The organism is Mesorhizobium sp. WSM4312 (genome assembly GCF_002294875.1).
Taxonomy (GTDB): Bacteria; Pseudomonadota; Alphaproteobacteria; order Rhizobiales; family Rhizobiaceae; genus Mesorhizobium.
This window is the reverse complement of the sequence record NZ_NSFU01000044.1, coordinates 1-11,536: the sequence shown is the minus strand read 5'-3', so window position 1 is coordinate 11,536 and position 11,536 is coordinate 1. Positions and strand designations below refer to the sequence as shown.

At 60.7% G+C, this 11,536-nt stretch carries 9 protein-coding genes and 7 pseudogenes; 7 read left to right on the top strand and 9 right to left on the bottom strand.

All coding sequences use genetic code 11. The features are described 5' to 3' along the window. Positions 1 to 525: 525 nt before the first annotated feature. The 3 genes and pseudogenes from CK228_RS34465 to CK228_RS36255 form a co-directional block, all read right to left on the bottom strand. Complete coding sequence (locus tag CK228_RS34465; protein ID WP_024504268.1) at positions 526 to 1,584, bottom strand: class I SAM-dependent methyltransferase; 1,059 nt, start codon at positions 1,582 to 1,584, stop codon at positions 526 to 528. A gap of 57 nt (positions 1,585 to 1,641) precedes the next feature. After that, positions 1,642 to 1,863 (bottom strand): annotated as a pseudogene (locus CK228_RS34460) (insulinase family protein); the annotation flags it as partial. Positions 1,864 to 2,916: 1,053 nt separating this feature from the next. Next, a complete protein-coding gene (locus CK228_RS36255; RefSeq protein ID WP_224571023.1) occupies positions 2,917 to 3,159 on the bottom strand; it encodes a hypothetical protein in 243 nt (80 codons plus the stop codon). Between the two features lie 3 nt (positions 3,160 to 3,162). On the opposite strand from CK228_RS36255, the gene CK228_RS36250 reads away from it, so the two are divergent. The 3 genes and pseudogenes from CK228_RS36250 to CK228_RS36245 all read left to right on the top strand — a co-directional run. After that, positions 3,163 to 3,462, top strand: a complete 300-nt coding sequence (locus CK228_RS36250) for a hypothetical protein (RefSeq protein ID WP_224571022.1) — start codon at positions 3,163 to 3,165, stop codon at positions 3,460 to 3,462. A gap of 62 nt (positions 3,463 to 3,524) precedes the next feature. Beyond that, positions 3,525 to 3,833 (top strand): helix-turn-helix domain-containing protein, encoded by a 309-nt coding sequence (locus CK228_RS36520; RefSeq protein WP_236473435.1) that lies wholly within the window; start codon positions 3,525 to 3,527, stop codon positions 3,831 to 3,833. Positions 3,834 to 5,014: 1,181 nt separating this feature from the next. Beyond that, a pseudogene (locus CK228_RS36245) lies at positions 5,015 to 5,209 on the top strand (DUF459 domain-containing protein); the annotation flags it as partial. A gap of 69 nt (positions 5,210 to 5,278) precedes the next feature. Here the strand turns inward: CK228_RS36245 and CK228_RS34440 are convergent. The 4 genes and pseudogenes from CK228_RS34440 to CK228_RS36240 form a co-directional block, all read right to left on the bottom strand. Beyond that, positions 5,279 to 6,733 (bottom strand): glutamate synthase subunit beta, encoded by a 1,455-nt coding sequence (locus tag CK228_RS34440; protein ID WP_063169408.1) that lies wholly within the window; start codon positions 6,731 to 6,733, stop codon positions 5,279 to 5,281. A gap of 41 nt (positions 6,734 to 6,774) precedes the next feature. After that, a pseudogene (locus CK228_RS34435) lies at positions 6,775 to 6,938 on the bottom strand (thioredoxin domain-containing protein); the annotation flags it as partial. 278 nt (positions 6,939 to 7,216) lie between these two features. Then, positions 7,217 to 7,486, bottom strand: a pseudogene (locus tag CK228_RS34430) (pyridoxal-phosphate dependent enzyme); the annotation flags it as partial. A gap of 8 nt (positions 7,487 to 7,494) precedes the next feature. Then, a pseudogene (locus tag CK228_RS36240) lies at positions 7,495 to 7,699 on the bottom strand (isopenicillin N synthase family oxygenase); the annotation flags it as partial. 801 nt (positions 7,700 to 8,500) lie between these two features. Here CK228_RS36240 and CK228_RS34420 point away from each other — a divergent pair. The 3 genes and pseudogenes from CK228_RS34420 to CK228_RS36515 all read left to right on the top strand — a co-directional run. Next, positions 8,501 to 8,780, top strand: a pseudogene (locus tag CK228_RS34420) (DUF411 domain-containing protein); the annotation flags it as partial. A 9-nt stretch (positions 8,781 to 8,789) separates the two neighbouring features. Further along, on the top strand, positions 8,790 to 9,023 hold the full coding sequence (locus CK228_RS36235) for a hypothetical protein (RefSeq protein WP_127312611.1): 234 nt from the start codon (positions 8,790 to 8,792) through the stop codon (positions 9,021 to 9,023). A gap of 41 nt (positions 9,024 to 9,064) precedes the next feature. After that, positions 9,065 to 9,556, top strand: a complete 492-nt coding sequence (locus CK228_RS36515; protein WP_244514239.1) for a cytochrome c — start codon at positions 9,065 to 9,067, stop codon at positions 9,554 to 9,556. 238 nt (positions 9,557 to 9,794) lie between these two features. Here the strand turns inward: CK228_RS36515 and CK228_RS34405 are convergent, their stop codons facing one another. Then, on the bottom strand, positions 9,795 to 10,211 hold the full coding sequence (locus CK228_RS34405; RefSeq protein ID WP_063169404.1) for a hypothetical protein: 417 nt from the start codon (positions 10,209 to 10,211) through the stop codon (positions 9,795 to 9,797). A gap of 697 nt (positions 10,212 to 10,908) precedes the next feature. Here CK228_RS34405 and CK228_RS34400 point away from each other — a divergent pair. Continuing rightward, positions 10,909 to 11,184: a hypothetical protein gene (locus CK228_RS34400; protein ID WP_063169403.1), complete on the top strand. Its 276-nt coding sequence runs from the start codon at positions 10,909 to 10,911 to the stop codon at positions 11,182 to 11,184. A gap of 147 nt (positions 11,185 to 11,331) precedes the next feature. Here the strand turns inward: CK228_RS34400 and CK228_RS36420 are convergent. After that, a pseudogene (locus CK228_RS36420) lies at positions 11,332 to 11,536 on the bottom strand (hypothetical protein); the annotation flags it as partial.

Genomic DNA, 11,536 nt, shown 5'->3' with positions numbered 1-11,536 from the left:
CCGCCGCCGGCTACAACTTCTCCCTCCTGCTCAGGTGGCTGAAGGGGTTTTTGTCGCTCTTGATTGCCCTGCTTCAAATCCGGCCGAAGCCGGTCGCCGCTTAGGGCTCGGATTGTTCACGGTCGACTAGTGAGCACTCTCCAATATGTTAGGCTCTGTCGCAGTAGCGCAACAAGCTCAGTCTTTGGATGGGTGGTATGAGGATGAGACGACTGAATGTGTACAGGCTCAGTCTTTTTATCGAGGCTCTCGTTTTTGTCGTAAGCGCGTTCGGTGCGACGTGGCTTACCAGCTTTGTGAACGCGCCATGGTGGACATATGTGATTATAGCGGCCATCGCTATGGGCATGTTCGTCGCCGTGCGTGGGGTCCTTTCTGAGCCGCAACGTATGGGACTCTTGGCACACAACTCGGCAGCGACCTCTGCGTGAACCCAGACGCCTTGAAAATGTGCCCGATGCGTCCGGATTTTTGGCGGTGATCTTCATCAAATGCGATGAGCTGCAATTTCTGGCGACGGCCACGCTAAGGGCGGGCCTCCAGCACCATGTTGAACGGTGTCTCCGCGGCGCGACGCAATCGCTTGAAGCCGCCGCCGGTCACAACCTTGCGCAGCCTCGCCTCACCGGCCTGGGCTCCAAGCGCGAGCCCGACTTCCTGCGACACGGATGCGGGCGTGCACACGAAAGTGGAAGCGGCATAGTAAACGCGGCCGACGGGATTGAGGTTCGCCGCCAGATGATCATGCGCGAACGGCTCGACGATCATCCACGTGCCGTCCGGCTTGAGCGATCCGTGGACATGGGTGGCGGCGCCCGTCGGGTCGCCCATGTCGTGAAGGCAATCGAAGAATGTGACGAGGTCATAGGTTCCGGGATAGCTCTTGGCGGCCGCCACGTCGAACCGCGTGTTAACGCCGACGCCGGCTACCTCGGCCGCCTTGCGGGCGCGCTCAATCGAAGGGGCATGATAGTCGAAGCCGACGAAGCGCGAATTGGGGAAGGCCTGTGCCATGAGCACGGTCGATGCACCATGACCGCATCCAACATCCGCGACGTCCACGCCGCGTTCGAGCTTCTCGACGACGCCCTCCAAGGCCGGCAGCCAGGAGTCGATCAGATTGGCATTGTAGCCTGGACGGAAGAACCGTTCCGTACCGCGAAACAGACACGCGCTATGATCGTGCCACCCGACGCCCTTGCCGGACTGGAATGCCTGCCTCACCTTTTCTTCATCGAGCCACAGCGCGGACAGGAACTCGAATGCGCCTGCCATGAAGGCCGGGCTGTCTTCATCAGCGAACACCAGCTCTTGCTCGGCGTTGAGATAGAATTTGTCGCTCGCTTCATCGTAGTCGACGTAACCCGCCGCCGCCTGCCCGGAAAGCCATTCCCTTACGAGGCGTTCCTGGGTGCCGGTGCGTGTCGAAAGTTCGGCGGCCGTCATCTTGCCGCCTTCGCGCAATGCCTTGAACAGGCCGAGTCTGTCCCCCAGCAGGACTCCCGCGCCCGTTGCGATCGCACCGAGATCGCCGACCATTTTCCCCAAGAATGCGTCCAACTTTTCCTGATTCGCTTCAGACATCTGAATCTCCCTTTGGGTTCAATCTCTCCAGGCGACGGAGCCGTGCTCGTCATGAGGCGCCTTGAGCATCAGATGCTCGAAGACATGCAGATATCCCCGGCGGCTCATTCCGCGCTGCCGATCCTGCACCAGACCATATGGGTGACGACCGGCGCGGTGGTCGGGAATGACAGCCACCTCCATGCCGTTGAAAAGCAGGAAATCCGTCACTTTGCCCTCGTCGGTAACCGGCGGAGCCGGAGTGGTCGTCACCAGGGCAAGCCCTGTTGCAGCAGGTATCCTTGGGCAGCCTGTCAGAACATCGATGACTCCGGTTGTGGTGCCGGGGTGGGCGATCAGGGGCCAAGTGATTGTTCCGCGGCGGCTGTATGTTGTGGTAAGGTGATCATGCGAACTCTTGTTGGTCGGTCACGTGTTTTGCGGATGACCCGCATGTACTGTGCCAAATGAGAAAACCATTCAAACGCAATCCAGTAGATCTGACTGTATCCGACATTGTCGGAATTTGGACATCGCCGAACGCGAAGCGCTCGGGGCTTGTGACGATACTTGAGCGTGCTGCTTCGGAGGAGGGATGAGCCTCGAACCGGCCGCGAGGCCTTTTTCTGGCAACGGATATTCCGGCCGGGTTAGGCCGCGAGGAAAGCGACGGTGAATAAGAGGTAGAGGACCAACCGTTTTGAGCGGGTAGTTGCCGTGTTGCGCCCCCAGGCAAAGGCCAGCACCACGGAGCAGTATTTCTGGTGGCGATACTACAACGCCTTTTAGTGCCGGTTACCCGTTTTTACCCAGTTGGCCTGGTGCATTCAGAGCGAGCTCGTTGGAAACCGCTTATTGTGGCTATGAGCGAACTCGGGATGGAGGAGTGGACCCAAAAATTGGCAAAATGCCCCAGGGAGGATTACATGGGTCGCTCATTCCCCGTACTCGTTACAGGTGCGCGTCGCTTCGCAAACAGCTTGCTTTTGACTTGGCGTTTTTTGCCGTCTCGGCATCGCTCACTAATTCGGCCGCTGCCGACACCGTGAACTGGCGTCAATTCGAAGGGACCAGCATAACTTGGGCCTACGACATCCACCCCTATGCGGATGCTCTCGCTGCGCAATTTCCGGAGTTCGAGAAGCTGACCCGGCATCAAGGTCACGCCGGAACTCTACCCAGACGATTCTTACTGGAACAAGATGACGATCCAACTGACGACGAAGTCGCCAGCATGGGATGTGTTCGGCACTGGCATTCAGCCCGCGTAGGACCTCGCTCCGAGTGGCGCCCTGGAGCCGCTGGACAAATACCTGAGCGATTGGAAGCTTACCGATGCTGGATACGACTACATTACGTGGACATGATCAAGAAGTGCGCGGCTCCTTCCTTCGCGTCCGGCCGCAGCGCGATGACGATCGACTCAAATATGTTCGGCTTCTGGAACGATGTTGCGGGGAAGCCGGCATCCGGCAAGATCGCCTTCGCTCCGCCGCTGCACGCACCGAGCGCCACGAGCTTGGAGTCTGACATCTGGATCTGGGCTCTCGCCATGAACGCGGCTTCCGAAAAGAAGGGCACGGCCTGGCTGTTCATCCCGTGGGCCACCTCCAAGCAGGTGGCGCTCAAGGGTGCCCTTGCTGGCCAGCTCGTCAATCCGCCGCGCACGTCGACCTGGCAGACGACACCTGGACTAAGTACGCTTCGCAGCCCGAGTTCAACAACTTCGTTGACAGCTTCAAAAAGATACAGGACCAAGCCGCGCTGGCTTTCACACCGCGTGTCGGCTTCGGCGAAGCCATGAACGCATGGGCCGTGGCGATGCAGAAGATGGTAAACGGCGATGACGTCGAGACGACGTTGAGGGCGCTTGCCGAAGAAATCCGCACTGGCCTCTGATCAAAAGGAACAGGGCAGTACTATTGCACTGCCCTGTTCCCGCCAACGGCGGAGATCACGCCGTGTCACCCCAAGCACTTAAACCCAGCGTGCCGATGGCAGCCGAAGGACCTGGCGCGCGCGCCTCGTCCGGTTCGGCTTCGCTGGAGGGGCGTTCCATCGACTGTTTCAGCCTTGCAATCATCCAGGCGCTGGCCAAAAGCCAGATGGAGCGCCGGCTCAGGAACCGGCGCAAAAACTCGAGCCTGCCGGCGCTGATCGAGCTGGTGCTGGCGCGGCCGCTGGTGTCGGCAGGTCTGGTCGCGGCCGAGCTGAAAATTAGCCAGCGCGCTGCGCTCGGGCTGGTGCCGAACTCGGCATCCGTGAGGTGACCGGCAGGGGGCGCTACCGGGCGTGGGACCCCGTTTAGCTGCGGCGGGCTTTGGCGAAAGCGACAGCACTGATGATTTTTGCTGTACGCTCATTCTCCCTCATCTGCGCGTTGACAGAAAACCAGCAGGCGAGGGTCACAGCACGCTGTGCTCCCCGCGATTTCCGGAAAACCAATGAAAAACGACTTTGATCGATCGCGCGGGACGTATCATTCAACCATGTCGAGAACGGGCGTGACGGCACGTACACTATGGACCGAGAGAACTTTGTCTGGCGACTTTGCGCACGCTTGCAAAACTCTTCGGAAAACTTCCTTCTGTTGATCCAATGATCGTAATGAGCTGGAGTGGCATCGCCGCTCTCCTCGGTTCTTGCTCTCTCAGTTGAACTTGATGCTAGCCTGCACGAAAACGCCGTAGCGCTTTGCCTTCCAATCGTCGGCCTGCGGGGAACCACGACCGCCCATTGCCTCTTCGAAATGAGCGGTGCCGTTATTCGCCACGGCCGCAACACCGCCTCGAGCTGGACGCCATGCCCATCGCCGTCTTCGGGAATTAGCTTGATCTTGGGCGCATGTGGTGCTGCTCTTTGCCGTCGAGCCGCGTGAAGAGGAACGCCACGTCACCAGAAAGGCTGAGTCGCTCGGTGAGTTGCGTCTGCCCGGCCAAGCCGAGTCGCAGCGAATGCCAATCGTTGTCCTGGCTGAGAGGTTGACGTAGGTGGGACGGTTGGCACACAGGTTCCCCAGTTGGTCGCCTGCTGCGTGCAACCGAAAGCATCGTAGCTCTCGTGCCAGAAATTGTTGCCAACAAAAGCACCGATGCGGTAGCGCGGTGAGTTCAAGAAATTATATCCAAGATCGGCGGTGAAATAGCTGACGCCGCCCCCGCGCTGATCACTGAATGTGTTTGAGTAGCCCCCCATTTCCGTAAGAAGTCCTCGTCATGAGAAAATCCTCCCTGATGCCGCCCGCACCGAGGAGGCCTTTACGAAAATGCCAGTCGGATTGTGGACTCGAATGCGCGTCTAGATCGTCATAGGTGAGCCGCGAGACCAGTGACGTACCTTTATGATTGTAAAGTTCCTTCGATGCGTTGCCGGTACTGGCCAGTAACGTAGTCCACCCTCGAAGGAAAAGACTGAGGCCGCCGACCCGGCTACCGACGCCGACTCGCAATCACCGGCACTCGACGGCGGTTCGGAACTTCTCGGTGCCGCAGCGCCGGCCAAGCCGGACGGGCCCGGTGAAAAATTCGTCGTCGAGGGCAAGGCGCCCGCTGCTGCGCCCGGCCGCGCCGACGATTTTTCTTGGCCGCCAAGGCGGCAGCCTGCGGCCGGGGCCACAACCGAAACGACCACGGCGATCAGTCCGTAAGCTGCCCGGGGCAGCGGAAGGGCGGAAAGCGCCTTCAGGTGGCCGCACAAGTAGGGTCTCGAGACGGACTCAGCGCGGCAGCACGCTCGATCCCATCAGCGCCTCATCGATGGCGCGCGCCGCCTGGCGGCCCTCGCGGATCGCCCAGACGACCAGCGACTGGCCGCGCCGCACGTCGCCCGCCGCATAGAGCTTTTCGACGCTGGTCCTGTAGTCCCGGTCATTGGCCTCGACATTCTTCGAGCGGCGGCTGTCAATGGCGATCTTCATCTGGCCGGCCAGTTCCGACACCGGCCCGCGAGCGGCTGGCCCGGCAAAGCCGATGGCGATGAACGCGAGATCGGCGCGGATGACGAATTCGGTGCCGGCGATCGGCTTGCGCTTTTCGTCGACTTCGCAGCATTTGACCCCGGTCAGCTGGCCGTTTTCGCCGATGAATTCAAGCGTCGCCACCTGGAATTCGCGCTCGGCGCCTTCGGCCTGCGAGGATGACGTGCGCATCTTGGTCGCCCAGTATGGCCAGACCGACAGCTTGTCTTCCTTTTCCGGCGGCTGCGGCCGGATGTCGAGCTGGGTGACGCGCACCGCGCCCTGGCGGAAGGCGGTGCCGACGCAGTCGGAGGCAGTGTCGCCGCCGCCGACGACGACGACATGCTGGCCGCCGGCGAGGATCGGATGCGACGGCCACGCCACCGACTGGATCGGTTCGCCGCCGACACGCCTGTTCTGCTGCACCAGATAGGGCATCGCGTCATGCACGCCGCCGAGATCGTCGCCGGGAATGCCGGCCGCGCGCGGCGTTTCGGAACCGCCGCAATAAAGCACGGCGTCATGTTCGGCGAGCAGCTCGGCAACCGGCTTGTCGACGCCGACATTGACGCCGCAATGGAAGGTGACGCCCTCGCCCTGCATCTGCTCGATGCGCCGGTCGATATAGTGCTTCTCGATCTTGAAGTCGGGAATGCCGTAACGCATCAACCCGCCGGGCCGGCTCTCGCGCTCATAGACATGGACGTCGTGGCCGGCGCGGCCGAGCTGCTGGGCAGCCGACATGCCGGCCGGGCCGGAGCCGATGACGGCGACGCGCTTGCCGGTCTTCTTCTCCGGCGGATAGGGCCTGATATGGCCGGTCTCGTAAGCCTTGTCGGCGATCGCCTGCTCGACCGTCTTGATGGCGACGGGGATGTCCTCGAGGTTCAGCGTGCAGGCTTCCTCGCAAGGTGCGGGGCAGATGCGGCCGGTGAACTCCGGGAAATTGTTGGTCGAATGCAGGTTGCGGATCGCATTGTCCCAGTCGCCATTGTAGACGAGGTCGTTCCAGTCCGGGATCTGGTTGTGGATCGGGCAGCCCGTCGGCCCATGGCAGAACGGAATGCCGCAATCCATGCAGCGCGCGGCCTGTTTCTCGACCTCTTTGTCGGACATCGGCAGCGTGAATTCGCGGAAATGCCGGATGCGGTCGGAGGCCGGCTGGTACTTGTGCACCTGCCGGTCGATTTCGAGAAAGCCTGTTACCTTGCCCATAGTCCAGTTCCTGCTGTCCAGATGGTGCGCCTGGCGACGCCCTGCAGCTGGATCAGATGGGGCATCCCGTCCACACATGGGCCGCACCAAGTTGCCCAAAATTCGACTATGTACACTTGCCGGGCTCAAAGCTCGTGAGGGGCTCGCCATGCAGCCAGTTCTCGACTCTAATCGAAGGAGCCGGGGACTCCATCTGCAATACCACGTTGCGGTCCAAAGCTATTTCCAAAGGTTTCTGCACGAGCTGGTTTCCTCTCAGAGACGGCACACGGGTTCAGGGAGGAGCGCATCGCTCGTCTTGCCCCATTGAGTGCAGTCACAGTCACTCAGTCTCAAAAGCCATGCCAACGCGCTCAGCGCGCAGTTAGCGCCCATTGCTTCGAAAAACCTCGTCAGTGCCCAGATGTTGGTTGTAATGAACCTGACATTTGTCTGACGCTGTCAGCTTTTGGACACGCGATCACGCGCTTCGTGCCGCCAGATGGCCAGGCCGAGCCCTGTGTTGCCAGCGGTCGCTTCGATGATTGTACCGCCCCGCGCGTGCCACGCTGTTCGGCATTAACGATCATCGACAACGCAATGCGATCCTTGATCGATCCGCCGGGATTCTGGCTTTCGATCTTGACGAAGCGACGACACCTGCCGGTATCGAATCTCTTCAGTTCGACGACCGGCGTCTCCCCAATCAGATCGAGCACTGACAAATGGCGGACGCAGGCGAGAGGACGCCTTTGTCGACGGTCGGCGGAACATCTCGAGGCTCATGCGGCTGCGGTCTCCAGAATGTCGGCATAGTGCCGTTGCGCAATATCGGGATGCGAGCGCAGTCGGCTCTTCAGCAGTTGCGGAACAGGGGATTGTCGGGGTCGCTGGCGGGGCACCCGCTTCGGCAGCCAGTTCAGGCGGCAGGTCAAGAAACCGTATGTCGGCATCAAGCCGCGCGCCGAAGAAGAAGGGAATAGAAACAGTGCCCTTCGAAAGACCCAGGGCGACGGAAATCATTGCATCGGGCGAGTTCATGCGCCTGAAGCAGCGCTGGCTGCAACTGCTTCATAGCGACAGGCGGGCGGAGACTCTAGCGGGGCTTTCGCCGCTTGGTTGATTGAGGCTCTCGACGAAGCCACTAAGATTCGGCGGCCGATAATAGCTTGCTGCTCATTGGGACGCCGACCAACGCCGGGATTGAGAAAGGCAACCCTGCCCCACAAGGCGGGTGTCACACGTGCGGTGCGTCCGCTCGTCGCGCCGGATGGTCTTTGAGACCTGGGTTCACGGCTATTCAGATGCACCCCTGTCGGCTTTTCGGTGCAGGCCGCCAGGCGGCGTGTTGCAGCAGCGGTAATTAGTTTGAGAGCGTGCGAGCACGGGCTGCATAGTGAGATCATTTGCCGGCGTGGGGACCAAGGTGTGGCGCAGCCTTAGAGAACTCAACACCGAGACCGGAGCAACGGAGACGGCTCTTTCGTCGAGACAGTTTAATTGGAAGGCCGAGAAGCACCGGCTGGGTAGCGTCACGCCGCATCATTCTTTGCGGAGCTGGAGCGCGCGGGATCGCTGGAGCGGCTGGTGAAAGCGGTTGCCGGGGCGCACGCCAACAACAACACGTGAGCTGGCGCCTCGTGTGGCAAAAGGAGGGGGCGAGAGCCCATGGCCTGCAATGAAGCGATCAAGCATTGCGATCGTGGAACCAAGCTGCCTAGTCGACCATCCGGACCGCGGCCTTCAAGCCAGCTCGCCTTGGAATCGGCCTTCCAGGAATCACCGTCAAGGCCGACTCACGACCTTTTCGCCATGAGCCGCGAAGAGGGCATTCCGCCGGAAGCCGATGGCTGCCTTCTCTCGTTCATCGACGGCTATGTGGTGAGCGGCCATGTGCCGGTCGGCACGGTCAACAAGCTCTTGACCGAGCGGCCCGACATCAAAGGGCATGACGCTGCCCGGCATGCCGATGGGCTCCCCCGGCATGAGTGGCACGAAGGAAGCGCCCTTCGAGATTCTCGAAATCCGAAAGTCTGACGCGACCGGCGGCATCTACGCCACGGAATAGGAGGCTTCGATGATGGAATGCATGAGCGGCATGATGATGTTCGGCACGGGCCTGGTGTGGCTGCTTGTCGTCGTCGTGCTCGTCCTCGGGACGGCCGCGCTGATCAAATACCTGTTCTCCAGCGGCGGCAAAGGAGAAGGGCGTCGGTCCTCTTATCGATGCGTGGCCGCGGCAGGCCTCGGATTGGTCTGGACATTGCCTTGGCTCGCCAACCGGATGGCCGCGCCCCGGCCGCGGCGATAGCGCTAGGCAAGACGGTTTTAGCCAGGCGAAGGTCAGCGCGATTGGAAAGCCCGCTGCCTTCGGGACGCATGCCGGCGCCGGGACCGGCCGCGGTCGTCGGCGGCGGCTACCAGAGCGACATGCCGGGCTTCGGGAATGTCCTCACCGACGAGGAGATCCGGGCCGTTCTGGCCTTCATCAAAAGCACATGGCCCGAGCGGGAACGCGCCTATCAGGCAGATGAGCCGCCGGGAGCGGGAGCAGACACAGTGAGACCAATCCTAGCCGCGGAGCCCTCGAACGCCCCCAACCGGAATGCATTGTCCATGAAAGCGAAACCGTCGCTTGCGATTCAATTTCTGGCGCTGATCCTCGGGACCTCCGCGCTGGCCCACCATCCGGGCGCCGATCTCGACAAGATGAGGGACAGCGCGGAGAGGTTCTTCCAGGCGATCGACGAGCAGGCCGCGCCGCCTTTCGAACTGGCCGACGCGGACGGAAGGGCCGTCCGCCTTCCGATCTCTCCGACAAGATCGTGGTGCTCTACTTCATGACGAGGTAACCTTGGAAGAAGAAGGCGACGGCCACTGGCGGCAGGATGGCAAGCACGCTGGCCGCAAAAAGCGGCCCATACTCATAGAAGCGGGCCGGTTCTGTCGCAAATCGTGCTTTTGGCCACAACTGGACGCTTTCGCGCGCTTATGGACCAGCTCACATGACAGGGCTCGACGTGCCCCGGGGTGGCGCCCTACTTCCACGCTCGCACTGTCACACTCCCGCCGAAAGGCGGGTTTAGTGAGTTATGGCAGTGACTGTGCCACCAGTCCAAACGTCGAGTTTCGCGGCAACTTCGACGCTTTCCTTAGCTGACTTGCCCAAAACCAGCGCGGCCAAAGCATACTGCTTGCCGCTCCCGATGGCATAATATTCACCTTTCACGGGATCACTTGGCAGCCAATTGCCGTCCAACAATACGGCTTCCCCATTTTTGCGCACTATCAGCGCCTCAAATTCAAAATTGTCGTCGTTGCGCGGCACAGGAATATCAGAAACATCCATGCCCTTCTCAACCCAGTCTCGAACGGCCTTTGGAATACCCAAGGACGAAGAGGAAACGCCGATGAGTGTGCCGTCGCATAAGCGAAACACCTTCGTTTTCTCACCGACGGATACTGAGTCAAAACCCAAGGCTCGGCCGTCGCCAGCCATGGTTCCGTTCCTGTAAGCTATTGTTGTCATTGGCACCCTTCTATCGCTGCATCAAACTTCAGGACCTTGCGCATGTCCCCTGTGTCAAGGTCACTGACCGACGGCCTATTTGCCTGATACACGATACAGGCTGCGCTCCTTGAGTTCGCGCACGGGTGGCCGTCATCTTGCCGCCTTCGCGCAATGCCTTGAACAGGCCGAGTCTGTCCCCCAGCGGGAATGACAACCACCTCCATGTCGTTGAAACGCAGGAAATCCGTCACTTTGCCTCGTCGGTAACGGGCGGAGCCGGAGCGGTCGTCACCGGGCAAGCGCGGTCGCAGTAGGTATCCTGGGCAGCCCGTCAGACATGGATGGCTTCGGTTGTGTCATGCGACTTCTTGTTGGTCGGTCACGTGTTTCCGGATAACCAGCATGCGCTGTGCCAAATGAGAAAACCATTTAAAGTCAATCCAGCAGATCTGACTGTATTCCGACATTGTCGGAAATTGGACATCGCCGAACGCGGGCGCTCGGGGCTTGTGATGATACTTGGGCGTGCTGCTTCGGAGGAGGGATGCGCCTCGTACCGGCCGCGAAGCCTTCCTGCATTTAAGGCGCCAGATCAATTGAACGCGATGCCGGGCAGCGTCGCAGCGGCTAAGCCAGCCACTCGCATTGCTCCCTGACAGGATGGTGCCGATCCTGCTGAGATCGCATGCTGGCGCGACGTTGCTTTGCGGCCACCGTCGCGCCTGCCCGTGAACTGTTCGCGCCTGTGCTCATGCTCGCCTTGACACCCTCGATGGGTCCATCCGGGATGGTCAACCATCCGGAACATAGCGGGCAGGCGGGCATCTTCACCAGCAGTCTCTGTGTCGCTCTCGTGGCGGCAAACAAGATCGAGGCTGGCGGGGTGATGATCAACGGTCCTCGAACCATCGATTTTGATCGCGGTGGCCGTTCAGTGCGTTCAAGCACGAGGCGCCGTTAGACGGCACCGCAGCATCATAGCGAAGTGCCATGCAGGACGACTCCCTGCAGCATCGTCTCGCGCAGCCAAACACTTGCCGGATCACTGTTGTGAACGGCCGGGCGTTTGACGGCCTGTGACGCGAAAAGGCAACGGAAGATCTAGCATTTATGGGGGAAATGTTTTTTCGGAGTGCTTGACCCGCAGGAAGGGCAGGGCATGACTGCCTATCGCCCGACCCGGCAAGGCCGCACTCATGACCGGCTGGGCTCGGTTAATCCTGCATGCCGCGCCCATGAGGTTACTTGTCCGGAGTGCGTCGAGCACAACGAGGAGATGTAGTTCACGATCTTTGAAAAGCGTGGTCAACCAT